23 protein-coding genes are annotated in these 24,317 nt (G+C 61.5%); 5 read left to right on the top strand and 18 right to left on the bottom strand.

Annotation, left to right across the window (positions count from 1 at the left end):
- Positions 1-238: 238 nt before the first annotated feature.
- Positions 239-3,307: an efflux RND transporter permease subunit gene (locus LOY31_RS05540; RefSeq protein WP_258712949.1), complete on the bottom strand. Its 3,069-nt coding sequence runs from the start codon at positions 3,305-3,307 to the stop codon at positions 239-241.
- Positions 3,308-3,313: 6 nt separating this feature from the next.
- A complete protein-coding gene (locus LOY31_RS05535; RefSeq protein WP_007954740.1) occupies positions 3,314-4,414 on the bottom strand; it encodes an efflux RND transporter periplasmic adaptor subunit in 1,101 nt (366 codons plus the stop codon).
- A gap of 94 nt (positions 4,415-4,508) precedes the next feature.
- Between LOY31_RS05535 and LOY31_RS05530 the strand changes: the two genes are divergently transcribed.
- Positions 4,509-5,144 (top strand): TetR/AcrR family transcriptional regulator, encoded by a 636-nt coding sequence (locus tag LOY31_RS05530; protein ID WP_085609178.1) that lies wholly within the window; start codon positions 4,509-4,511, stop codon positions 5,142-5,144.
- A gap of 45 nt (positions 5,145-5,189) precedes the next feature.
- Here the strand turns inward: LOY31_RS05530 and LOY31_RS05525 are convergent, their stop codons facing one another.
- Positions 5,190-5,972 (bottom strand): class I SAM-dependent methyltransferase, encoded by a 783-nt coding sequence (locus LOY31_RS05525; protein ID WP_129974048.1) that lies wholly within the window; start codon positions 5,970-5,972, stop codon positions 5,190-5,192.
- A gap of 93 nt (positions 5,973-6,065) precedes the next feature.
- Here LOY31_RS05525 and LOY31_RS05520 point away from each other — a divergent pair, with 93 nt between their 5' ends.
- A complete protein-coding gene (locus LOY31_RS05520) occupies positions 6,066-6,680 on the top strand; it encodes an energy transducer TonB (protein WP_115076694.1) in 615 nt (204 codons plus the stop codon).
- 4 nt (positions 6,681-6,684) lie between these two features.
- On the opposite strand, the gene LOY31_RS05515 is transcribed toward LOY31_RS05520, so the two are convergent.
- The 7 genes from LOY31_RS05515 to ppc all read right to left on the bottom strand — a co-directional run bounded on the left by LOY31_RS05515 (position 6,685) and on the right by ppc (position 13,996).
- Entirely contained in the window at positions 6,685-7,377 is a 693-nt protein-coding gene (locus tag LOY31_RS05515) for an extensin family protein (RefSeq protein ID WP_258712948.1), read from the bottom strand.
- Positions 7,378-7,379: 2 nt separating this feature from the next.
- Positions 7,380-8,201, bottom strand: a complete 822-nt coding sequence (locus LOY31_RS05510) for an oxaloacetate decarboxylase (RefSeq protein ID WP_221532926.1) — start codon at positions 8,199-8,201, stop codon at positions 7,380-7,382.
- 32 nt (positions 8,202-8,233) lie between these two features.
- On the bottom strand, positions 8,234-9,094 hold the full coding sequence (locus LOY31_RS05505; protein ID WP_258712947.1) for a DUF72 domain-containing protein: 861 nt from the start codon (positions 9,092-9,094) through the stop codon (positions 8,234-8,236).
- The gene (locus tag LOY31_RS05500) at positions 9,094-9,402 is read right to left on the bottom strand and encodes a hypothetical protein (protein WP_007954720.1); all 309 of its coding nucleotides are present in this window, start codon (positions 9,400-9,402) and stop codon (positions 9,094-9,096) included. Before LOY31_RS05500 ends, LOY31_RS05505 begins: the two co-directional genes overlap by 1 nt.
- Positions 9,403-9,657: 255 nt before the next feature.
- Positions 9,658-10,332 carry a tRNA (adenosine(37)-N6)-threonylcarbamoyltransferase complex dimerization subunit type 1 TsaB gene (tsaB, locus tag LOY31_RS05495; RefSeq protein ID WP_007954718.1) on the bottom strand — a complete coding sequence of 225 codons (675 nt, stop codon included), beginning with the start codon at positions 10,330-10,332 and terminating at the stop codon, positions 9,658-9,660.
- Positions 10,333-10,426: 94 nt separating this feature from the next.
- Complete coding sequence (adk, locus tag LOY31_RS05490; RefSeq protein WP_085609174.1) at positions 10,427-11,077, bottom strand: adenylate kinase; 651 nt, start codon at positions 11,075-11,077, stop codon at positions 10,427-10,429.
- Between the two features lie 288 nt (positions 11,078-11,365).
- On the bottom strand, positions 11,366-13,996 hold the full coding sequence (ppc, locus tag LOY31_RS05485) for a phosphoenolpyruvate carboxylase (RefSeq protein WP_258712946.1): 2,631 nt from the start codon (positions 13,994-13,996) through the stop codon (positions 11,366-11,368).
- Between the two features lie 214 nt (positions 13,997-14,210).
- Between ppc and LOY31_RS05480 the strand changes: the two genes are divergently transcribed.
- The 3 genes from LOY31_RS05480 to LOY31_RS05470 all read left to right on the top strand — a co-directional run bounded on the left by LOY31_RS05480 (position 14,211) and on the right by LOY31_RS05470 (position 16,187).
- The gene (locus tag LOY31_RS05480) at positions 14,211-14,555 is read left to right on the top strand and encodes a hypothetical protein (protein ID WP_011332654.1); all 345 of its coding nucleotides are present in this window, start codon (positions 14,211-14,213) and stop codon (positions 14,553-14,555) included.
- Between the two features lie 377 nt (positions 14,556-14,932).
- The gene (locus tag LOY31_RS05475) at positions 14,933-15,337 is read left to right on the top strand and encodes a DUF4398 domain-containing protein (RefSeq protein WP_007954708.1); all 405 of its coding nucleotides are present in this window, start codon (positions 14,933-14,935) and stop codon (positions 15,335-15,337) included.
- 55 nt (positions 15,338-15,392) lie between these two features.
- Complete coding sequence (locus tag LOY31_RS05470; RefSeq protein ID WP_085609173.1) at positions 15,393-16,187, top strand: OmpA family protein; 795 nt, start codon at positions 15,393-15,395, stop codon at positions 16,185-16,187.
- Positions 16,188-16,254: 67 nt separating this feature from the next.
- Here LOY31_RS05470 and LOY31_RS05465 read toward each other — a convergent pair whose 3' ends face one another.
- The 8 genes from LOY31_RS05465 to LOY31_RS05430 form a co-directional block, all read right to left on the bottom strand.
- A complete protein-coding gene (locus tag LOY31_RS05465; RefSeq protein ID WP_085609172.1) occupies positions 16,255-16,584 on the bottom strand; it encodes a hypothetical protein in 330 nt (109 codons plus the stop codon).
- Positions 16,581-17,495 carry an alpha/beta hydrolase gene (locus LOY31_RS05460; protein ID WP_258712945.1) on the bottom strand — a complete coding sequence of 305 codons (915 nt, stop codon included), beginning with the start codon at positions 17,493-17,495 and terminating at the stop codon, positions 16,581-16,583. The genes LOY31_RS05465 and LOY31_RS05460 overlap by 4 nt, the downstream gene beginning before the upstream one ends.
- A gap of 180 nt (positions 17,496-17,675) precedes the next feature.
- Entirely contained in the window at positions 17,676-18,953 is a 1,278-nt protein-coding gene (locus LOY31_RS05455) for a flavohemoglobin expression-modulating QEGLA motif protein (RefSeq protein WP_129974054.1), read from the bottom strand.
- 33 nt (positions 18,954-18,986) lie between these two features.
- Positions 18,987-19,541, bottom strand: coding sequence for a hypothetical protein (locus tag LOY31_RS05450; RefSeq protein ID WP_258712944.1), 555 nt, complete (start codon positions 19,539-19,541; stop codon positions 18,987-18,989).
- 145 nt (positions 19,542-19,686) lie between these two features.
- Positions 19,687-20,391, bottom strand: coding sequence for a TetR/AcrR family transcriptional regulator (locus tag LOY31_RS05445; RefSeq protein ID WP_011332647.1), 705 nt, complete (start codon positions 20,389-20,391; stop codon positions 19,687-19,689).
- Between the two features lie 118 nt (positions 20,392-20,509).
- Entirely contained in the window at positions 20,510-22,012 is a 1,503-nt protein-coding gene (lysS, locus tag LOY31_RS05440) for a lysine--tRNA ligase (protein ID WP_221532931.1), read from the bottom strand.
- Between the two features lie 69 nt (positions 22,013-22,081).
- A protein-coding gene (gene prfB / locus LOY31_RS05435) for a peptide chain release factor 2 (RefSeq protein ID WP_102621447.1) occupies positions 22,082-23,177 on the bottom strand; the annotation gives its coding sequence in 2 pieces (ribosomal slippage) (positions 22,082-23,104 and positions 23,106-23,177; 1,095 coding nt in all).
- 106 nt (positions 23,178-23,283) lie between these two features.
- Complete coding sequence (locus LOY31_RS05430) at positions 23,284-24,285, bottom strand: PleD family two-component system response regulator (protein WP_258712943.1); 1,002 nt, start codon at positions 24,283-24,285, stop codon at positions 23,284-23,286.
- Positions 24,286-24,317: the final 32 nt, after the last annotated feature.

Raw genomic sequence — 24,317 nt, 5'->3', positions numbered from 1 at the left:
GAGGAGGTGCAGCGAAGCAAACCGGAGGCGATGCCCCCGGATGAATCCCGGAACGAAGGAACCCCGAGCCCCAGCGAGGGGCCGAACGCCGGGGCCCAGACCTTTGGTTCCTTTGGGGCGTTTGCCAAAGGGACTCGCCGTAAGGGCGAAACCGCCAGCGGCAGCACCCGAAGAAACGGATATTCACAAAGAACCCCCAGAGCATGGTCGGCCCAAAGGCCGCCACGCTCAAACAGCCTCAAGCCTCCTTGCGAACCCTGAACCAAGCCGCATACAACGCCGGCAAAAACAAAAGCGTCAAAGCAGTAGCCACAATCAACCCCCCCATAATCGCCACCGCCATCGGCCCAAAAAACACACTGCGTGAAAGCGGAATCATCGCCAACACCGCCGCCAAAGCCGTCAACACAATCGGCCGGAACCGCCGCACGGTCGCCTCGATAATCGCCTGCCAGGGCCTGAGCCCTGCCGCAATATCCTGCTCGATCTGGTCCACCAGAATCACCGAGTTACGCATGATCATCCCCGACAGCGCGATCGTCCCGAGCATCGCCACAAACCCGAACGGCTGACGGAACACCAGCAGAAACAGCGTCACCCCGATCAACCCCAGCGGCGCCGTCAGAAACACCATCGCCGTGCGTGAGAAACTGCGCAGCTGCACCATCAGCAACGTCAGCACCACGACAATGAACATCGGCACGCCGGCGTTCACCGACTTCTGCCCACGCTCCGAATCTTCCACCGTACCGCCGACATCCAGCAGATAGCCGTCCGGCAATTCGGCGCGGATCGGATCAAGTGTCGGCATGATCTGCTTCACCAGCGTCGCCGGTTGCTCCTTGCCGTAAATGTCCGCGCGCACGGTCACGTTCGGGAGGCGATTGCGGTGCCAGATGATGCCTTCCTCGAAGCCATATTCCAGCGTGGCAATCTGCGACAGCGCGACGCTGCGACCGTTGTCGGTCGGCACCGCCAGACTCGGCAGCAACGACAGTTCGGTGCGCTCGTGCACGGTGCCGCGCAGGAGGATTTCGATCAGTTCGTTATCCTCGCGGTACTGGCTGACGCTGGAACCGGTCAGCGAACTCTGGAGGAATTTCGCCAGATTCGCCGTGCTCACACCCAACGCTCGGGCGCGATCCTGATCGATGTTCAGGTACACAACCTTGCTCGGCTCTTCCCAGTCCAGATGCACGTTCACCACATGCGGGTTCTCGCGCACTTTGGCTGCGACTTTCCGGGCCAGTGCACGGACTTCCTCGATGTGCTCGCCGGTGACGCGGAACTGCACCGGGTAACCGACCGGCGGGCCGTTTTCCAGGCGCGTGACCCGCGAGCGCAGGGACGGGAACTGCTCGTTCAACGTGTCGATCAGCCACGTGCGCAGCGCTTCGCGCTCCTCGATGGTTTTCGCCAACACGACGAACTGGGCGAAGCTCGCCGCCGGCAGTTGTTGATCCAACGGCAGGTAGAAACGTGGCGAACCGGTGCCGACGTAAGCGACATAGTTGTCGATGCCGGCGTGATCCTTGAGCATCGCTTCCAGGCGTTTGACCTCACCCGTGGTATTGGCCAGCGAGGCGCCTTCGGCAAGCTTCAGATCGACCATCAATTCCAGTCGCCCGGAAGCCGGGAAGAACTGTTGCGGTACGAACCGGAACAACGCCACCGACGCCACGAACAGCAGCACGGTGAGCACGATCACGGTTTTGCGCCGACGTACGCACCACTCCACCAGACGCCGTACTCGTTGGTAGAACGGCGTTCCATAAGGATCAGTCTGACCGTCAGCCGTACCGTGTTTGGCTGCGTGAATCTTCGCCAGATCCGGCAGGAGCTTTTCCCCCAGATACGGCACGAACACCACGGCCGCTACCCAGGACGCGAGCAAGGCGATGGTCACCACCTGGAAGATCGAGCGGGTGTATTCGCCGGTGCCGGACTGCGCCGTGGCAATCGGCAGAAAGCCTGCGGCAGTGATCAGCGTACCGGTGAGCATCGGGAATGCGGTGCTGGTCCAGGCATAACTGGCGGCCTTGATCCGGTCGAAACCCTGCTCCATTTTGATCGCCATCATTTCCACGGCGATGATCGCGTCGTCCACCAGCAAGCCCAGCGCCAGCACCAGCGCGCCGAGGGAGATCTTGTGCAGGCCGATGCCGAGGTAATACATGCAGGCGAAGGTCATCGCCAGCACCAATGGAATGGTCAGCGCCACCACCATGCCGGTGCGCACGCCGAGGGAGAAGAAGCTCACCAGCAACACGATGGCCAACGCTTCGACCAGCACCTGGACGAACTCGCCCACGCCGGTTTTCACTGCGGCGGGCTGGTCGGAGACTTTGCGCAACTGCATGCCGGCCGGCAGGTTTTTCTGAATGCGGGCGAACTCGATTTCCAGAGCCTTGCCCAGCACCAGAATGTCGCCGCCGTCCTTCATCGCCACCGCAAGACCGATGGCGTCTTCGGCCATGAAGCGCATGCGCGGCGCCGGAGGATCGTTGAAACCGCGCCGCACGTCGGCGACATCGGAGATGCGGAACGTACGATCACCGACCCGGATCGGGAAGTTCTTGATCTCGTCGACTGTCTGAAAATTCCCCGAGACCCGTAGCTGCAATCGCTCACTGCCGGTTTCGAAGAAGCCGGCGGTGGACACGGCGTTCTGTTCCTCCAACGCCTGCTGCACGGCTGCCAGCGGCAAGCCGAGGGTGGCGAGTTTGACGTTGGACAATTCGACCCAGATCTTCTCGTCCTGCAAACCGAGCAGGTCGACCTTGCCCACATCCTTGACCCGTTGCAGCTGGATCTGGATGCGGTCGGCGTAATCCTTGAGCACCGCGTAGTCGAAGCCGTCACCGGTCAGCGCATAGATGTTGCCGAAGGTGGTGCCGAACTCATCGTTGAAAAATGGCCCCTGAATCCCCGGCGGCAGGGTCTGGCGAATGTCGCTGACCTTCTTGCGCACCTGATACCAGAGGTCCGGAATCTCCACCGAATGCATGGAGTCGCGGGCGATGAACGTGACCTGGGATTCACCGGGGCGCGAGAACGAAACAATCCGCTCGTACTCGCCGGTTTCCATCAGCTTCTTTTCAATGCGCTCGGTGACCTGACGCGAGACTTCCTGCGCCGTGGCGCCCGGCCAGCGGGTCTGGATGACCATCGCCTTGAAGGTGAACGGCGGGTCTTCACTCTGGCCGAGCTTGGTGTAGGACAAGGCGCCGACGATCGCCAGCAAAAGCATCAGGAACAGTACGATCTGGCGATTGCGCAGCGCCCAGGCGGAAAGATTGAAACCCATCGGGGATTACTCCTTGTCCGCCAGATTGACCACGCGGTTGGAGCGATCCACCGGACGCACCTGCTGCCCTTCCAGCAGCACGTGAACGCCGGCGGCGACCACCCAGTCGCTGGCGTTCAGGCCTTCGAGCACCGGCACGGTTTTCTCACCGAACGGGCCGGTGCGCACCGGGGTCTTTTTCAACGTGTTGTTGGCGCTGACGACCCAGACGTAAGTCGCGCCGTTTTCGGCCGTCAGCGCCGAGAGCGGCACCGACAGCGGGATGACATCTGCGGTCTGCACGAAGACCCGCGCGCTCTGGCCCAGTTCTGCCGGGACCTTGCCGGAGGTGAATGAAATGCGTGCGGCGAAGGTGCGGGATTTCGGATCGGCGGCCGGCGACAGCTCGCGGATCTGCCCGGCGAAGCGCTGGTTCTGTTGCGTCCACAGCTCCACCGAGACCGGCTGACCGACCTTGAAGCGGCCGAAACTCTGCTCCGGCAGGCTGATCAGCACTTCCCGCTCGCCGTCAGTGGCGAGGGTGAAAACGGTTTGCCCGGCGGCGACCACTTGCCCGACTTCCACCGAACGCTTGGCCACCACGCCATCCTGGGGTGCACGCAGCACGGCGTAACTGGCCTGATTGGTCGAGACGTTGAATTCGGCTTTGATCTGTTTGAGGCGGGCTTCGCCGGAGCGGTAGAGGTTCTCGGCATTGTCGTAGGCCGAGCGGCTGACCATCTGCCGTTCCATCAGGGTCTTGTAGCGGTCACGCTCGGCGCGCACCAGATTCAGGTTGGCTTCGGCGGCCGCGACCTGGGCCCGGGTCGCTTCCAGTTGCAGGCGTACATCCTGCGGATCGAGTTCGGCGAGTGGTTGATCGGCCTTCACGCGCTGGCCTTCCTCGACCAGTCGTCGGCTGACTTTGCCGCCGATGCGGAACGCCAGATCGGGTTCGTAGCGGGCGCGAACCTCGCCCGGATAACTTTCCATCGCCTGCGCCGAAGGCTCTGGCTGCACCACCATGGCCGGTCGCACGCTGACTTGCGTCACCTCTTCCTTGCCACATGCCGACAATAAAAACGCCAGACTGACTGGCACCGCAAAGGACAACGCATGGCGGAACATGGTGAAGGACCTTTCGCTAAGGAGGCTTGGAATAATTATACTGGCCGGTATGTTATTAATAGCAAACTCACCAGTCCAGTATTAAAAGCGAAGAATGTCGAACAATCTTTCCACTCCAAACGGCCCGGGCCGACCGAAGGATCCGGCCAAACGCCAGGCGATTCTCGAGGCGGCGAAAATCCTGTTCCTGAGTCATGGCTATGCCAACACCAGCATGGACGCGGTGGCCGCCGAGGCCGGGGTGTCGAAGCTGACGGTCTACAGCCATTTCAACGACAAGGAGACGCTGTTCTCCGCCGCCGTGGTGGCCAAATGCGAGGAGCAATTGCCGCCGCTGTTCTTCGAATTGCCGGACGGCATCGCGGTGGAAAATGTGTTGCTGAACATTGCGCGAGGGTTTCACCACCTGATCAACAGCGATGAATCGGTGAACCTGCATCGTTTGATCATGGCGCTGGGCAGTCAGGATCCGAAGCTGTCGCTGATCTTCTTCGAGGCCGGCCCGCAGCGCATGGTGCAGGGGATGGAACGGTTGCTGCGGCGGATTCACGAAACCGGCGTGCTGAGCATCGATAACCCGCACAACGCCGCCGAGCACTTCTTTTGCCTGATCAAGGGCGCGGGGAATTTCCGCCTGTTGTACGGCTGCGGTGAACCGCTGACCGACGAGGCGGCGGAAAGTCATGTGCAGGAAGTGGTCGGGCTGTTCATGCGGGCCTTTCGACCCTGAAAACAAAAATCCCACGCCATGCGTGGGATTTTCTTATGCGACGGCTCAGGCCTTGAGCGCTTTCTTCGGGTAGATGTCATAACGGCTGGATTTGCCATCCAGCGCATGACTCGGTTTCGGCCCTTCGATGCACGGCGCCTTGCGCGGGCGCTTGACCACCACCCGGTGCGTGGCCAGTGCCAACGCCGCTTCCAGCAACGCCGGTGCATCCGGATCATCGCCTACCAGCGGGCGGAACAGGCGCATCTCCTTCTTCACCAGCGCGGTTTTCTCACGATGCGGGAACATCGGATCGAGGTAGATCACCTGCGGCGGCTCGCCCTCCCAGTTGCGCATCACGTCGATGGAGTTGCCCTTGAGCAGCTTCATCCGCGCCACGATCGGCGCCACATCGAAGTCTTCCGCCGCACGGGCCAGACCATCCTCCAGCAAGGCGCCGATCAATGGCTGGCGCTCGATCAGGCTCATCTCGCAGCCGAGACTGGCCAGCACGAACGCATCTTTCCCGAGCCCCGCCGTCGCATCCAGCACCCGAGGACGCACGCCCTGGGCGATGCCGACCGCCTTGGCGATCATCTGCCCGCTGCCGCCGCCGTACAACCGGCGATGGGCCGCGCCACCTTCGACGAAGTCGACCCGCACCGGCCCCGGCGCATCCGGCCCCAGCTGTTGCAGCTGCAAACCCTGCTCGCCGACCTGCAGGGCAAACTCGCCGTCAGCCACCTGCAACGGCAGGTTCAGGCGCTGCGCCCACTGCTCGGCCTGCGCTTCGAACGTCGGGCCGAGGGCCTCGACATGGATGCGGCAGGCCGCGGGTTGCTCAATCATGGAAAACACGCTCAAAAAAGTTAAGGATCGGCAAAATCCGCCGATAACCCAATCAACGCGCATTTTGCCAGAGCTGAGCGTCAACCGAAAAAAATGTCAGGCATTCTTCCCACATCGATTGGCTACATTTCGCCCACAGGCGACTTCAGCCGTCATAACACTCAAGCATTGGGCGGCGTCAGCCACCTGTGGCAGGATTTCTTTGCCCAGGCACTGGCCGAACAATCGAGTGATGTGGTGCCGGCCTGCGGCACTTTCCCGCCGGTTGATCTGGAAAGTCCTGAAGAACCGACCGTCGGCAGCGAACTGCACGCGCACATCATCAGCCAGCGTGAATGCGATGTGGTGGAAACCGAGGTGCGTCCGCCGGAGCCGCTGTTCCTGCCGATCGCCGAAATCGACATGACACTGGCCGAGCCGTACCCTCCGTTCCCGGCAGAAGAAATCAAGACTCAGCAAAAGCAGCAGGATTTCGACAGCAGCTGGGTTCGTCCTGTCGTGATCAACAACGGCCAGCCGATTCCGGAACCGGGCCCTGCCCCGCAGAAAAAACCGCTGTACCTGCCGATTGCCGAGTTCGACCTGGACCTGCTGCAGCCTTACCCGCCATTCCCGCCGGAAGAAATCGTCGAGCAGCAGAAAGCCCTGGACTTCGATAACGGCTGGGTGCGCCCAATCGTTCAGCAGAACCTGCGCATCGCCGCCTGATCCCTCAGCGACACACGCTCCAGCGCCCGACATCGACATGAAAGTGATTGCGATGGGCTGTGTTGTAGTCCGGACTCAACACCACACTGAACGCCTCGCAGGCGCCATCGCGCACCTGACGTAGAAACTGCGCGTCCTGATTTTGCTTCGGCCAGTCCTTGAGCACGCTGATCGCACGACCATCCGCCAGGCGGAAGCCGGCGATGTCCAGCGCATCGGCACTGGCATGGCGGCTGAGCGCGCCGTTCTCACGGTTGTAGACATTGCGGCAGGCGAAGCTGCCGAGGTGATCGACCCGCGCCACTGACTGTCCGTAGGCCTGCTGCGCCGCCGGTTGCAGCGTGTGGTGCTCGAACATCGCAAACGCCACGGCCAACGGGCAACTGGCGAGAAAGCTGCTGCTGAGCCCCACCCCGCCACCCTGCACGCGCAAGGCGCCGATCAACGGGCATTTGGCATCGGGGCTGTCGGCCTGTGGCGAAACCCGCAGGCCGGAGCTGCCCAATGCCTGCTCGCACAAGGCCGGATCGCTGCGCAGGCGCATCAACTTGTAGCCCGTGAGCCAGTTGGGCGTCGCCTGCACGTCCAGCGGCGCCCACGGGTTCCACTGCGGCGGCACATCGAGCCAACCGCGCCAGACGCCGATCAGCCCGCCACCAATGATCAGCAGCCCCGCCAACAGCAGCCAGCGCCCCATGCTCATCCCTTGAAGAATTGATTGGCCTTGGCGTACGGCATCGAACGAGAGGTAAAGGTGAACGTGCCGGACTGCTGGATTTCTTCAGCCGCGCGGAAAAACTCGCCGAACGCCGCCAGTGCCAGCGCCGAACCGGTGCTGATCCGCTTCACGCCCATTTCTTCGAGCTGCTGCACGGTCAGTTTCAAGCCGCCGGACATCAACACATTGACCGGTTTCGGCGCCACCGCGCGCACCACCGCCAGAACTTCTTCGGCGGTGCGCAGGCCCGGCGCGTACAGCACGTCGGCGCCGGCTTCGGCAAAGGCCTGCAAGCGGCGGATGGTGTCGTTGATATCGGGATTGCCGTGCAGGTAGTTTTCCGCACGGGCCGTCAGCATGAAGGGAAACGGCAAGGTGCGCACCGCAGCGACAGCGGCTTCGATCCGCGCCACCGCGTGTTCGAAGCAGTAGATCGGCGAGTCTTCCCGGCCGGTGGCATCTTCGATCGAGCCGCCCACGGCGCCCGCCTCGGCTGCGCGGATCAGACTCTGCGCCGATTCGGCCGGGGCGTCGGCGAAGCCGTTTTCCAGATCCACCGCCACCGGTAGATCGGTGGCCGCAACAATCGCCCGGACATTGGCCAGCGTATCGTCGAGACTCAGGCCGCCATCGGGCTTGCCCTGGGAGAACGCATAACCGGCGCTGGTGGTCGCCAGCGCCTGATAGCCGAGACTGGCGAGCATCTTCGCGGAACCGGCATCCCATGGATTGGGAATAACGAAAATCCCGGGGCGTTCGTGCAGCGCTTTGAAAGTTTCGGCTTTACGGGCTTGAGCGTCCATCGGCAGGCTCCTGGGCAGGAAAAGAATCCGCCTCAGAGCAGGCCAAGTTGCTCGGCGGCGGGTTCTCTGTATAGCTCAGGCAAAGGTCGCAGGCCAGGCAAACGTTGCATCAGTTGTGCGTGAAAACGTTGCGCCAGCTTCGCCGCGAGGAGGTTGTCGGCGGTGTGCAGGAAGATGTACGGCGTGCGGCCCTCTTCGATCCACTCGGCGATTTTCGCCACCCACGGCACCAGGAACGGATCGTTGGCCTCAAGTTCCGGATGGCCGATGAAGCGCACCTGCGGGAGTTGCGTGAACGCTGCCGGACGCGTCGGTACGCGGGGCTTTTTCGATTGGGCGTGGATCACCGACGACTCGGTGGACAGGCAACTGAACAAGGCGCGCGGATCGAGACAGATGCGCTCCACGCCACGATCCAGCAACAGCCGGTTGAGCAGACGCTCACTCTCACCCTTGGCGAAAAACTGTTCGTGCCGCACTTCCACCGCCAGCGGACAATCCAGCGCATCGATGAACGCGGCGAGCTCCGGCAAGCGATGCGGTGTGAAGCTTTTCGACAGTTGCAGCCACATTGGCGAGACACGCTCACCGAGCGGCTTGAGCAACTGGAGGAAGGTTTCGGCGGCGGTCAGTTGATCGCGCAAGTCGCCGCTGTGGCTGATGTCACCGGGGAACTTGGCGGTGAAACGAAAGTGCTCCGGCATCACCTCGGCCCAGCGCTGCACGGTGGCCGGCGACGGGCTGGCGTAGAAGGTCGTGTTGCCTTCAACAGCGTTGAATACTTGGGAATAGAGTCCGAGGAAATCCGAGGTCCTGGCGTCTACCGGATACAGATACTCGCGCCAGGCGTTTTCGCTCCAGGACGGGCAACCAAGGTAGTAAGGCAGATCCATCAGATGTACAGATCGAGGCCCAGCACGTCTGCATCCCAATCGACAAAACCGGCGGTGCTCAGGTAGCTGGCCAGGGCCATGGCCACGCTTTTCTTCATCGCGCGGTGATAAATCATGTCTTGTTGGCGGGCGGGCAGATTGCTCAGGCGTTGCGCGGTGGCTTTGGCGGCACGGGCAGCCAATTGCTCTTCGGTCGGGAATTCCAGCTCGCCGTCGATATCGTCGACGGACTCATCCAGCGCCGGATTGCCTTTGCGAGGCTTGCGCTTGATGGGGTAGGAATGAGTGGAAACGCCGTCTATACGCATAAAGTCATGCTCGGTATCGATGATGGCAATTTAGCGGCACCTGACCGACTTAGCAAATCGCCGAGTGATAACTAGAACACATAAAAGACAAAAGGTTTAAAGCGCGGGGTTAGAAACGGACGATTGGCTTTGTTGAGGCAATCACTGAACTTGTGGGAGCGAGCTTGCTCGCGAAAACATGGATATGGTCACCATTGATGGTGACTGACCCACCGCATTCGCGAGCAAGCTCGCTCCCACAGGATCTCACATGGATCAGCGGGCTTTCGGGGTGGCGACTTTGTCGCGCAGATAAACCGGCTGGGCGTCGTCTGCCGGAATCGCCTCACCGCGTTCCCAGGCAAATCGCGCCAAGGTCAGCAAGTCTTCGGCATGGGGCAGCATGCCGGCATCGGAACCGCTCAGGTTTACAGCGATGCGCTCGCCATAACCCCAGCCGGTGCCGGCACCGAACCAGTCACCCGAAGCATCGTCCGGCAATGCGGCGACTTCCGGCGGCAGCACCGCCTCGGCGCCGACCAGACGCATCTCCCCGGCCGTCTCGCGGTAGCAGCCCCAATACACCTCATCCATCCGCGCATCGATGGCAGCCGCGACCTGGCTCACGCCATGCTCGCGATAAGCCCGTTGCGCCAGCACGGCCAGGTTCGACACCGGCAACACCGGGCGATCCAGTGCAAAGGCCAGGCCCTGCACCACTCCGATGGCAATCCGCACGCCGGTGAAAGCGCCCGGGCCACGGCCGAAAGCGATGGCGTCCACCGCTTGCAGGGTGGTGCCGGCGTCGGCCAGCAGTTGCTGGATCATCGGCAGCAGTTTCTGCGCATGCAGGCGCGGGATCACCTCGTAATGGCTCGTGACCTTGCCGTCATGCAGCAAGGCAACGGAGCAAGCTTCAGTCGCGGTGTCCAGGGCCAGCAAGGTGCTCATCGATGTGTCCGTAAATCAGGTGGGGAAAAAGTGCGCCAGTATAAACAACTACGGCCCGCAAGCGGGCCGTGGATGATGCAGCGGATCAGGTTTTTCAGCTCAGCGCTTCAAGCACCTTGGCGGTGATCGCTTCAACCGAACCGACGCCAGGGATATGGCTGTACTTCGGCTTGCCACCGTTTTTTGCGGACAGGTTCTGGTAGAACTCCACCAGCGGCTTGGTCTGCGAATGGTAGACCGACAGGCGATGACGCACGGTTTCTTCGGTGTCGTCCTTGCGCTGTACCAGCTCTTCGCCGGTGATGTCGTCTTTGCCGGCCAGTTTCGGCGGGTTGTAGACGATGTGGTAAACGCGGCCGCTGGCCTCGTGAACGCGACGACCGGCGATACGCTGAACGATTTCTTCGTCTTCAACGGCGATTTCGACCACGGCGTCCAGCTCGACACCGGCAGTCACCAGCGCTTCAGCCTGAGGAATGGTGCGCGGGAAGCCATCGAACAGGAAACCGTTGGCGCAGTCAGCCTGAGCGATACGGTCCTTGACCAGCGCGATGATCAGGTCATCCGACACCAGGCCGCCGGCATCCATGATGCTCTTGGCCTTGATGCCCAGCTCGGTGCCGGCCTTGACCGCAGCACGCAGCATGTCGCCGGTGGAGATTTGCGGAATGCCGAATTTCTCGGTGATGAACTTAGCCTGAGTACCTTTACCGGCCCCGGGAGCTCCCAGCAGAATGACGCGCATCGATGTGCTCCTCAATTTTTTATATAAAAAACAACGGATTCGCCTCGTGGGGCCAATCTCATAAAACGGGTCGTGGCCGCCCAAACGGCCAAAGGCTGATCAAGATACACAGCAGGCTGCGCCCACACAAGACGCCAAAAGTCGGAGAAACCGGCGCCCGCCGCGACCTTGCGACGCGGTTCCCCAAGTCGCAACCCCATCATTAACTGTCGCCTGACCGCATTTTTCCCACGGCCAATAAACGGCACCCGAGGTTCGCCCGGGGTGCCCCGCCCCACGCAGAAAACCTTAGCCGGTATTTCGCAAACCGGCGGCAATCCCCGCCACAGACACCAGCAACGCCTGTTCCACCGGGCTGCCCTGCTCGACATTCTGCTGCCGTGAACGCGCCAGCAACTCGGCCTGCAATAGATGCAGCGGGTCGAGGTAGGTGTTGCGCAGGCGGATGAATTCCAGGGTGTCTGGGCTATGTGCCAGTAGCTGCGACTGACCGGTCAGGCCGAGGACAACGGAACAGGCCTGCGACAATAGGTCGCGTAAGTGCGCACCCAACGGCAGCAACTCCGGCTCCACCAGACGCTCGTCGTAGGACTGCGCGATATCGGCGTCGGCCTTGGCCAGCACCATCTCCAGCATGTCGATGCGCGTGCGGAAGAACGGCCACTGCTCGCGCATCTGCCCGAGCAATTCGCCTTCGCCGCGTTCCAGCGCTTTGCTCAACGCGGTTTCCCAGCCGAGCCAGGCCGGCAGCATCAGGCGAGTCTGGGTCCAGCCGAAGATCCACGGAATTGCCCGCAGGCTCTCGATGCCCCCCGCACGGCGCTTGGCCGGACGGCTGCCCAATGGCAAGCGGCCCAACTCCTGCTCCGGCGTCGACTGGCGGAAATACTCGACGAACTGCGGATTTTCCCGCACCACCGCACGGTAAGCGGCGACACCGTCGGCGGCCAGTTCATCCATCAGATGCCGCCATTCAGGCGTCGGTGGCGGCGGTGGCAACAGGGTCGCTTCGAGCACGGCAGCCAGATACAGATTGAGGTTTTGTTCAGCGATGTCCGGCAGGCCGAATTTGAATCGAATCATTTCCCCCTGCTCGGTGGTGCGGAAACGTCCGGCCACCGACCCCGGCGGCTGCGACAGAATCGCCGCGTGCGCCGGGCCGCCGCCACGGCCCACGGTGCCACCGCGACCGTGGAACAGCAGCAGTTCGACTTGCTGCTCGCGGCAGATTTCCACCAGCCGTTCCTGCGCCCGGTATTGCGCCCAGGCCGCCGCCGTGGTGCCGGCGTCCTTGGCCGAGTCGGAATAGCCGATCATCACTTCCTGCGGGCCTTGCAGCCGCGCGCGGTAACCCGGCAGCAGCAACAGACGTTCGATCACAGGTCCTGCGTTGTCGAGGTCGGCGAGGGTTTCGAACAGCGGCACCACGCGCATCGGCCGCAGTACGCCGGATTCCTTGAGCAGCAACTGCACCGCGAGCACATCGGAAGCGGCACCCGCCATGGAGATCACGTAGGAGCCCAGCGAAGCGCCCGGCGCGGCGGCGATTTCCTTGCAGGTGGCGAGCACTTCGGCGGTATCGGCCGAGGGTTTGAAATGCGCCGGCAGCAACGGCCGACGGTTTTGCAGTTCGCGAGTCAGGAAGCTGATGCGCTGTTCTTCGTCCCATTCCTCGTATTTGCCGAGGCCGAGGTAATCGGTGATTTCGGTCATGGCCGCGCTGTGGCGGGACGAATCCTGACGCACATCAAGGCGCACCAGGAACAGCCCGAACGTCACGGCCCGACGCAGGCAATCGAGCAACGGCCCATCGGCGATCACGCCCATGCCGCATTCGTGCAGCGAGTTGAAACACAGCTCCAGCGGATCGAGCAGGTCGCGATTGTTGTGCAGCACATCCGCCGGGGCCGGCGTAGTAGCGGTCAGCGACGCATGGGCCCAGTTACGCGTGGCGCGCAGGCGTTCGCGCAATTGCTTGAGCACCGCACGATACGGCTCGGCACTGTCGCCGGCCCGAGCCTTGAGCGCTTCGCTGGCCTGCTGCATCGACAGTTCGGCCGCCAGGTGATCGACGTCACGCAGGTACAGATCCGCCGCCATCCAGCGCGCCAGCAACAGCACTTCGCGGGTCACGGCAGCTGTCACATTCGGGTTGCCGTCACGGTCGCCGCCCATCCACGAAGCGAAGCGGATCGGCGCAGCTTCCAGTGGCAAGCGCAAACCGGTGGCCGCAAACAGCGCCTGATCGGCCTTGCGCATATGATTGGGAATCGCCTGCCACAGCGAGTGTTCGATCACCGCAAAACCCCACTTGGCTTCGTCCACCGGAGTCGGCCGGGTGCGGCGGATTTCTTCGGTGTGCCAGGCTTCGGCGATCAAACGTTGCAGGGTGTTGTGGATCTGCTCGCGTTCGGCCGTGGTCAAGTCGCGATGATCCTGGGCTGCCAGTTGCGCGGCAATCGCGTCGTACTTCTGGATCAGTGTGCGGCGGGCTACTTCGGTCGGGTGCGCGGTCAGTACCAGTTCGATTTCCAGCCGCGCCAATTGCCGGGCCAGGGATTCGGCGCTGTGCCCTTCGTTGCGCAGGCGGGCGAGCAGTTCCGGCAGCACGCGGGATTCGAACGGCGCGGCCTGGGTCTCTTCCCGGCGGTGGATGAGCTGGTACTGCTCGGCGATGTTCGCCAGATTGAGAAACTGGTTGAAGGCCCGCGCCACCGGCAGCAGTTCGTCTTCGCTCAATTGATTGAGGCTGGCGCTGAGTTCGGCGTCCATCGAGCCGCGCCGGTCGGCCTTGGCGCCCTTGCGAATCTGCTCGATCTTGTCGAGAAACGCCTCGCCGTACTGGTCACGAATGGTGTTGCCCAACAGTTCACCGAGCAGGTGAACGTCTTCGCGCAAGCGTGCATCAATATCGGTCATCAGCATCTCTCCAGCAGTAATCGGTGACGGATCGCAAGTGAGTGGATGAACAGAGAGTGCCGCTCCGGGACGCTTCTTACAAGCAGACGACGAAGGGACTTTAAACCTTGAGGGTTGAAGCTAGTCTCAAGTGTAAGCCCCACAACGGCTTGCCGCCGGCTGACGCCGGACACTCACCAAGACCTGCCATGAGCAGGTGCGACATGAGGTTTTTATGAAAATCCGTGAACTCGCCCAGCATTGGGAAGAAACCGCCAAGGGTCGCCTGACCGATACCGGCTACACGATTCATCTGGATGTGGAAGCTGCCGCACGGCTGGCGGCGATCGCCGAGATGTACCCCAAACGTCACGCCGAAGAATTGCTCGGTGAGTTGATCGGCGCCGCCCTCGAAGAGTTCGAAGCGAGCCTGCCGTATGTGAAAGGTTCGACCGTGGTCGCCACCGACGAGGAAGGCGATCCGCTGTATGAGGATGTCGGCCCGACCCCGCGTTTTCTCGCGTTGTCGCGGCGTCATCTGCACGACTTGTCGGCGGCTGCCGGCAAGCAGAAACACTGACACAACAAAAATCGAAACGTGGGAGCGAGCTTGCTCGCGAAAGCGGTATGTCAGGCACTGTAGTGGTGACTGATCCATCGCTATCGCGAGCAAGCTCGCTCCCACATTGACTGTGTTCAGACTCAAAAAACGCACGCTTTATTACCCCGCGATTACCCCGCGCGTACCACTCTCCCCCGTCAAAGTTCCCGGTTTAGAGCCTTGTCCAATTGGTCAGAATATTTTTTGGCGATGAGCCATCTTTTCTGAACTTTTGAAAAACGCCTTCGGTCGGAACAGGTAACCACGCCTGGAACGAGCGTTTCAAAACGCACTTGCACATGACGGTTGCGGCTCCGCTACCAGGATGGATTTCGAAGCTTTCAAGGAGTTAACCAATGGAGTTGAAGACCATGAAGACCCAAACCTCGTTCTCCCACCTGCGCGGTCTGAAACTGGCCGCTCTCGCCATCGGCACCAGCTTCGTGCTGGCCGGTTGCGCCGGCAATCCACCGACCGAGCAGTACGCCGTGACTCAATCGGCGGTCAACAGCGCGGTCAGCGCCGGCGGTACCGAATTCGCCGCCGTCGAGATGAAGCAAGCGCAGGACAAACTCAAACAAGCCGAAATCGCCATGCACGACAAGAAGTATGACGAGGCTCGCACATTGTCCGAACAGGCCGAGTGGGACGCCCGCGTCGCTGAACGCAAGGCTCAAGCGATGAAAGCCGAACAAGCGGTGAAGGATTCCCAGAAAGGTGTTCAGGAACTGCGTCAGGAAAGTCAGCGCACCGTGCAGTAAGCGCGCATCCCGACCGCAAGGCTGAAACTCTTATCGATAGAAAGGACGAACGATTATGCGTAAACAACTGATGATCCCCGCTCTCCTGGCCGCAAGCGTTGCCCTGGCTGCCTGCTCGACGCCGCCGAACCCGAACCTGGAACAGGCACGCACCAACTACGCCGGCCTGCAAGCCAACCCGCAGGCTAGCAAAGTGGCAGCGCTGGAAACCAAGGATGCCAGTGATTACCTGGACAAGGCCGACAAGGCTTATCTGGACAAGGAAGACCAGCACAAGGTCGACCAACTGGCCTATCTGACCAACCAGCGCGTGGAAGTGGCCAAGCAGACCATCGCCCTGCGTACCGCTGAAGCCAATCTGAAGAACGCCGCCGCCCAACGTGCCCAGGCCCGTCTGGACGCTCGCGATCAGCAGATCAAGCAGCTGCAGGACAGCCTCAACGCCAAGCAGACCGATCGCGGTACTTTGGTGACCTTCGGTGACGTGCTGTTCGCCACCAACAAGGCCGACCTGAAATCCAGCGGTCTGGTGAACATCAACAAACTGGCGCAGTTCCTCCAGGAAAACCCTGATCGCAAAGTGATCGTCGAGGGCTACACCGACAGCACCGGCACCGCGAACTACAACCAGTCGCTGTCCGAGCGTCGCGCGACTTCGGTGCAGGTTGCACTGATCAAGATGGGCGTCGATCCGTCGCGCATCGTTGCCCAGGGTTACGGCAAGGAATACCCGGTAGCGGATAACACCTCCGTCTCGGGCCGTGCCATGAACCGTCGGGTGGAAGTGACCATTTCCAACGACAACCAGCCAGTGGTACCGCGTTCGGCCGTGAGCTCGACCACGCACTGATTCGCTGAGCTGTAAATGAAAAGCCCCGCCTGAGTGATCAGGCGGGGCTTTTTTGTCTGACGCAGATTTACTCTTCGAGCTTCTGCGGCGTCTCCTGGCCCATGCAGCGCACGGCCTTTTTCTGGCTGTTGACCAGCACCCCGGTCAGGCCTTTCTGTTCGGTGTCGAACAGCACCAGCACGCCATCGATGCACTGCGCCACTTGCGGCGCCGGGGTCAGGGAGACTTTGTAGTCTTCGCCGGGAATGGTCTTGAGCATGGTGAATTCGTTGAGCAGCAACGCATCCTCGGGTTTGGCGAAGTGCAGGTAGCCGTAGTACCACAGGGCGCCGACGGTGCCGAGGATGCTGCAGATGCCGGTGATGATCAGCGGGATGGCGTTACGTTCTTCACTCATTGCGGACTCTCTGGTGGTTCGTCTTCAGAATTCGGGGGTGTCGGATAATTCGGGATCTCGCCGAGGCGGCGCAGGCCGTTGAAGTGTTCGGGGTCGTCGAGGTAGCGCAGCATCACCTGACGCCAGACCGGGTCGCCGAAGGTCTGCACATGCCCGCCCCGGGTCAGCTGCAGCACGCGCGGTGGCGGCGCAGCTTGATACAGACGGATGCCGTTGGAAAGGGGCACCAGCGGATCGTCAAGGCTGTGGAAGATCAGTTTCGGCACGCCGTTGAGCTGCGGCATCGCGTTGATCGCACTGTCGCGATCCGGCACCAGCCACGACAGCGGCACCTGAAACGGCCAGGTCAGCCACGAAGTGCTGAGGGCGTATTGGCCGACGCTGCGGTAACTGGCAGGCACACCGTCGAGCACCAGGGCCTTGAGCTGTTTTTGTCTTTCCGGATGTTGCACCAGCCAATGCACGGCCATTGCACCACCCAAGCTCTGGCCGAGCAGGATCAGCGGTTTGCCTTTGACCTCAGGCGCCTTGTCCAGCCAGGCGAAGGCGGCATCGATGTCCTGATAGATCGCCGGCAGGCTCGGTTCGCCCTCGGACAAGCCGTAACCGCGATAGTCCACCAGCAGCACTTGATAGCCGTTTTTCGGCAGCCACCAGCTTCCGCCCAGGTGCATCGGCAGATTGCCGCCGTTGCCGTGCAGATGCAGCACCGTGCCCTTGACCTCGACCCCGGGCTTGGCCGGCAGCCACCAGGCGTTCAGCTTGAGGCCGTCCGCGGTGGTCAGGGTGACGGTGCGGTATTCGAGTTTGGCCTTTTCCGGGGTGAAGATCTGACCGGGCTCGGGATAGAACAGCAAGGAGCTGCAACCGCCGAGGGTCAGGAGCAGGCAAAGGATGCCGAGGATTCTCATCCGGTGAAACCTCGCAAAATTTTGAGTTGGAATTAGATCGTTCCCACGTCGAGGCGTCGAACCGTCCGCGTGGGAATGCCGCCATGGACGCTCCGCGTCCACTGTGACGCGGAGCGTCACGGGATGCATTCCCACGCAGAGCGTGGGAACGATCAACGTGGGAACGACCAATCGGTGTTGTTACAGGATGTTGGAGTAATCCGCCTCGATCCGGTCCAGGCTCAAGTGATTGAGGAAGTTGGAGAAGCACATCCACGCCGACAGCGCATTCATGTCGCGGAACTGGTCCGGCAGGTACTTGGGCGGCACCACCAGACCTTCGTCCACCAGCTGACGCAGGGTTCGCATGTCCTCAAGCGTGGTCTTGCCACAGAACAACAGCGGGATCTGTTCGAGCTTGCCCTTGCGCACGGCCAACTGAATGTAGTTGTAAACCATGATGAAGCCCTTGAGGTAGGACAAGTCTTTGGTGAATGGCAGACCGGTCGGCGTCGATCCACGGAAAACCCGACTGGCGTTGCCGTAGCTTTCCGCCATCTCGAAACCCTGCTCGCGGAAGAACTCGAAGATCTGCAGGAAATCCGCGCCCTCCTCGACCATGTGAATGGCGCGGGTGCGGTTGGTCAGTTTGCGCAGGCGGCTTGGGTAGGAAGCGAACGCGATGATTTCCATCAGGATCGCCAGGCCTTCCTGAGTCACCGTCGACGAGGGCGGGCCCTTGGACAGGAAGGTGCAGATCGGCTGGTTCAAGCCGTTGAGCGTGGTGCCGACGTGCACCAGGCCTTCGTGAACCTCCAGCGCCCGCACGTCGCGGTCGTTGAACATCGCGTCGGTGCGGATCTTGATGTAGTCGGCACCCGCCGCCGCATCGGCGACGATACCGTCGGACTCGAACACGCGGATGGTTTCTTCAGCCTCGCCGAACACCTTGTTCAGGCGGGTTTGCAACAGGTGAACGGCGTCCTTGGCGGTAAGGGTCTTCGGTTCGTCCTTCAGATCGCCACGACCGTCGATGTTGTTCAGATAGTCCGACATCATCAGGCCGAGGTCGGCCAGGGTCGGGTCACCGGCGTGGAACGCGTCGGACGCGGCGCCGTACAGTTCCTGGGAGATCAGGCCGAAATCCTCGGTGCCGCGCGCTTCGAGCATGCGCACCACCATCCGGTATTCCTTGCACATGCGGCGCATGATCTGGCCGACCGGGTTGAACTGGCCGAGCTGGCGGGTGATGTCGCGCTCGATGTTCTGGAATTCCAGCTTGACCTTGCTCGAATCGAAGGACAGCGGCCGGTTGAGGTAGTAGTCGCGATCCACCGCCGGCAATTCCTTGCCCTTGGCCTTGAGGAACCCCTTGCGGATGTTCTCGTCCCACTTGACCGCGTCGAGCACGCGGATCGGCGTCTGCGCCAGCACTATGCGATCGGACAGAATGCGTATCGTCTGCTGGTAATCGTCCACCCGAAACTCCTGTAGAAAACGTGACGAACTGAATTATTTGGCCTTGGCCTGATGCTGATAGCGCGCCGCTTCGACGAAAACGTCGGAATTGGCCGGGTCGTCGAGGTAAGCAAAGACCTTTTCAAGCGGGCTGTCGATCTGCACGCCCTCGCCGTCATCGGTCTGGAAGCCTTGGCCGTCGAGGGTCTTCTGGGCGATGGCCTGGTTGATCTGTTCGAGGTCGAGGTTGTAGATCACCAGTTCGCGCTTGTCGGTGATCTCGAAGCCGGCGATGGTGAAGTGCCCGCCGTATTGCGCCGGCACCTTCGCCGACAGATACCAGCGGTTGCCGTGGCGCGACACCGTGAACGGATAGGCTTCACGCTCGCGGGGTTTGGCTTTGAAGTACGCAACCGCCTGATAGCGATCGTTGCCCAGGCGCGTCAGCTCCAGATTCATCGGCTCGCCCCAGGCATTGGTGCTCGACCATTGGCCGAGCAGGCCCTTGGGCGCCGGTTCACTGGCGGGCAGCGGCTCCTTGAAGGTCACCAGACATCCGCTGAGCAGCAGGAACGACAAGGCGATCAGCACGCCACGCCAGGCTTTCATTCGACACTCCCTTGAACACCCGTTTCTTCTGATCGTTCCTACGCTCCGCGTGGGAATGCCGCCATGGACGCTCCGCGTCCACTGTGACGCAGAGCGTCACGGTATGCATTCCCACGCAGAGCGTGGGAACGATCAGGGTCGAGAATTACACCGACGCGAGTACCAGGTGCATATAGCGCGTCAGAATGCCGAGCATGTCCTCTTCGGCCAAAGGCTCGGCGTCGTTGAGCAGGCCCTGATATTCCATCCGTCCGATAATCGCCGTCAACACCTTGGCATCCTGCTGTGGCTCGCGCGAGCCCAATACCTGGAACAACTGGCAGGTGCCCTGCAACAGAATCTGCTGGTGGGAACGCACCAGTTCCGCCAGACGCGGGTTGAGCAGTGCTTCCTGACGGAACGCCTGCTCGGCCATCAAATGCTCGCGACGGTTGACCAGTTGCCGGTGCACGTAATCGGCCATCAACCGCGCGATATCGTCGGCCAGTTGCGAACGCGACTCCGGGCTGCCGTCACCGCTGACCACCATCTCGCGCAGCAGGCCTTCGTTGTTGATCCACAGCTTGGCCATGTAGGCCGCACTGCGTTCGACGTACTGGGCGAAGGTATCGGTGAGCAGGTCATCGATGTCCTTGAAGTAATACGTGGTGGCCGACAGCGGCACACCGGCCTCGGCCGCCACCGCCCGGTGACGCACGGCCCGCACGCCGTCGCGTACGACAATGCGCATCGCCGCATCGAGAATGTCCTGTCGACGCTGTTCACTGCCCTGCCGGCTGGCCTTGCGGCCCTGGTACTGAACACTTTCAGCGACCGCAGTGGCGATTCCCGCTGCACCCTCTTGAGCCATTGCACCGATCACGACAGGCATACCTCTGTTGTTTTCTTCAAAATTAACCATTTGATACGTTTGTACCAGACAGGCAATAAAAAGCCGCCCATTTCAGGCGGCTTTTTTATTGAAACACTTACGCTTGTGGCCGCATGTGCGGGAACAGGATCACGTCGCGGATCGACGGGGAGTTGGTCAGCAGCATCACCAGACGGTCGATGCCGATACCTTCGCCGGCCGTTGGCGGCATGCCGTACTCCAGCGCACGAACGAAGTCGGCGTCGTAGTGCATGGCTTCGTCGTCGCCGGCGTCCTTGTCGGCCACCTGCGCCATGAAGCGCTCGGCCTGGTCTTCCGCGTCGTTCAGCTCGGAGTAGGCGTTGGCGATTTCACGGCCGCCGATGAACAGCTCGAAGCGGTCGGTGACGTTCGGGTTGTCGTCGTTGCGACGGGCCAGCGGCGACACTTCGAACGGATACTGGGTAATGAAGTGCGGCTGTTCCAGCTTGTGCTCGACCAGCTCTTCGAAAATCATCACCTGCAGCTTGCCCAGACCTTCGAAGCCCAGCACCTTGGCGCCGGCCTTCTTGGCGATGGCGCGCGCCTTGTCGATGTCGTTCAGGTCATCGGCGGTCAGATCGGGGTTGTACTTGAGGATCGAGTCGAACACCGACAGGCGCACGAACGGCTCGCCGAAGTGGAACACCTTGTCGCCGTACGGCACGTCGGTGCTGCCCAGAACCAGCTGCGCCAGTTCGCGGAACAGTTCTTCGGTCAGGTCCATGTTGTCTTCGTAGTCGGCGTAAGCCTGGTAGAACTCCAACATGGTGAATTCAGGGTTGTGACGAGTCGAAACGCCTTCGTTACGGAAGTTGCGGTTGATCTCGAACACTTTTTCGAAGCCGCCAACCACCAGACGCTTGAGGTACAGCTCCGGCGCGATACGCAGGAACATTTCCATGTCCAGCGCGTTGTGGTGGGTTTCGAACGGTTTGGCTGCGGCGCCGCCAGGAATGGTCTGCAGCATCGGCGTTTCGACTTCGAGGAAGTCGCGCTTCATCAGGAAGCTGCGGATGTGCGCGATCACTTGCGAACGGACGCGGAAAGTCTGACGCACGTCTTCGTTGACGATCAGGTCAACGTAGCGCTGACGGTAGCGCTGTTCGGTGTCGGTCAGGCCGTGGTGCTTGTCCGGCAGCGGGCGCAGGGATTTGGTCAGCAGGCGCACGCTGGTCATCTCGACGTACAGGTCGCCCTTGCCGGAACGGGCCAGGGTGCCTTCGGCGGCGATGATGTCGCCCATGTCCCAGGTTTTCACCGCGGCCAGGGTTTCTTCGGACAGGGTCTTGCGGTTGACGTAGACCTGGATGCGACCGGTCATGTCCTGGATCACCATGAACGAGCCACGGTTGAGCATGATGCGACCTGCAACCTTGACCGGGATCGCAGCCTCTGCCAGCTCTTCCTTGGTCTTGTCCGCGTACTGTTTCTGCAGTGCTTCGCAGTAGTTTTCGCGGCGGAAGTCGTTCGGGAAGGCATTGCCCTTGGCGCGCTCGGCAGCAAGCTTTTCCTTGCGCAGGGCGATCAGGGAGTTTTCTTCCTGTTGCAGGGCTTGCGGGTCGAGTTGTTGGTCGCTCATGTCTTTAAATATTCCATCACAGGTTCGTTGCCCCCGCCGATGACGGGGGACTTGAGGTCGGGTGAAAGCTTACAGGCCCGATTTCAGGCTGGCTTCCAGGTATTCGTCGATGTCGCCGTCGAGCACCTTGTCGCAGTCACTGCGTTCGATGTTGGTGCGCAGATCCTTGATCCGCGACGCATCGAGCACGTACGAACGGATCTGGTGACCCCAGCCGATATCCGACTTGGTGTCTTCCAGCGCCTGGGACGCCGCGTTGCGCTTCTGCATTTCCTGCTCGTACAACTTGGCCCGCAGCATTTTCATGGCGGTGTCCTTGTTGGCGTGCTGGGAACGTTCGTTCTGGCAGCTCACCACGGTGTTGGTCGGTACGTGGGTGATACGTACGGCCGAGTCGGTGGTGTTTACGTGCTGACCACCGGCACCGGAGGAACGATAGGTGTCGATCCGCAGGTCTGCCGGGTTGATTTCGATTTCCACCTTGTCGTCGATCTCTGGCGAGACGAAAACCGCGGAGAACGAGGTGTGGCGACGGTTGCCGGAGTCGAACGGGCTCTTGCGCACGAGACGGTGCACGCCGATCTCGGTACGCAGCCAGCCAAAGGCGTATTCGCCCTTGATGTGCACGGTCGCACCCTTGATCCCGGCGACTTCACCGGCCGACAGCTCCATGATGGTCGCGTCGAAACCGCGTTTGTCGGCCCAGCGCAGGTACATGCGCAGCAGGATGTTGGCCCAGTCCTGGGCTTCGGTGCCGCCGGAACCGGCCTGGATGTCCAGGTAGGCGTTGTTCGGGTCCATCTCGTGGCTGAACATACGGCGGAATTCGAGCTTGGACAGGGACTCTTCGAGACCTTGAAGGACTTCGACGACGTCGTTGACCGCGCCCTCGTCGTTCTCTTCAACGGCCATGTCCAGCAGCTCGCGGCAATCGGCCAGGCCACCGTTCAGTTCGTCGAGGGTATCGACGATCTGCGCCAGCGCAGCGCGCTCGCGGCCCAGTTCCTGGGCGTATTCAGGTTTGTTCCAGACTGCAGGATCTTCAAGCTCGCGATTGACTTCGATCAGACGCTCATGCTTTTGATCGTAGTCAAAGATACCCCCGAATAGTTTCGGAGCGCTCGGACAGGTCCTTGATGGTGTTCAGGATCGGGTTGATTTCCATGACGGGCAGCACTCGTTGGCGAACTTTTGAAAGCCGGCGAGTATAACGTAATCAAGCTGTCACGGCAGCCCGTCTGGCGGCTCTTGAGGCGAATGAACCTGATGGTTCATTCGATCCCCACCTGATTGCGCCCGTTGTTCTTGGCCAGGTACAGGCCGCGGTCCGCCGCCGAGATCAGCAGCCGGCAGTCGCTGCCCGACTCCGGCACCATGGTTGCCAGGCCGATGCTGATGGTCAGGCTCGAGCCTTCAGCGGGGGCATTGTGCGGAATCTTCAGCGCCGCGACCGTCTGGCGCAGCTTTTCCGCCAACAGTCGGGCCCCGCCCGGCGAGGTGTTGGGCAGCACCAGCGCAAATTCTTCGCCGCCATAACGCGCCGGCAGATCGGACGGCCGGGCACTGGCCTCGCGGATCGCCGTGGCGACCTTGCGCAAGGCCTCGTCGCCTTCGACGTGGCCGAAGGTGTCGTTGTAGGACTTGAAGTAATCGACGTCGATCATCAGCAGCGACAACTGGCTCTGGTCGCGCAGCGAGCGGCGCCATTCCAGTTCCAGGTATTCGTCGAAGTGCCGGCGGTTGGACAATCCGGTCAGGCCGTCGGAGTTCATCAGGCGTTGCAGGACGAGGTTGGTATCGAGCAATTGCTGCTGGCTGACCCGCAACGCGCGGTAGGCCGCGTCCCGTTGCAGCAACGTCATGTAGGAGCGCGAGTGATAGCGGATACGCGCCACCAGCTCGATGTTGTCCGGCAGTTTCACCAGGTAATCGTTGGCCCCGGCGGAGAACGCCGCGCTCTTGATCAGCGGGTCTTCCTTGGTCGACAGGACGATGATCGGAATGTCCTTGGTCGCCGGGTGATTGCGGTACTCGCGCACCAGGCTCAGGCCGTCGAGGCCGGGCATCACCAGATCCTGCAGGATCACGGTCGGCTTGATCCGCACCGCGTGGGCCACGGCCTGATGCGGGTCGGAGCAGAAGTGGAAGTCGATGTTCTCTTCATTCGACAGCCCACGGCGCACGGCTTCGCCGATCATCGCCTGATCGTCCACCAACAACACCATGGCGGCGTTCTCGTCGGTTTTGATGTCATCGATCTGTAAGTCATTCATGGGCGGTCACCTGAGTGCTGCGGGGGCCAGGA

Origin of the sequence: Pseudomonas sp. B21-021 (assembly GCF_024749205.1) — a bacterium.
Classification (GTDB): Bacteria; Pseudomonadota; Gammaproteobacteria; order Pseudomonadales; family Pseudomonadaceae; genus Aquipseudomonas; species Aquipseudomonas paraglycinae.
This window is presented reverse-complemented; position numbering and strand designations above follow the sequence as displayed.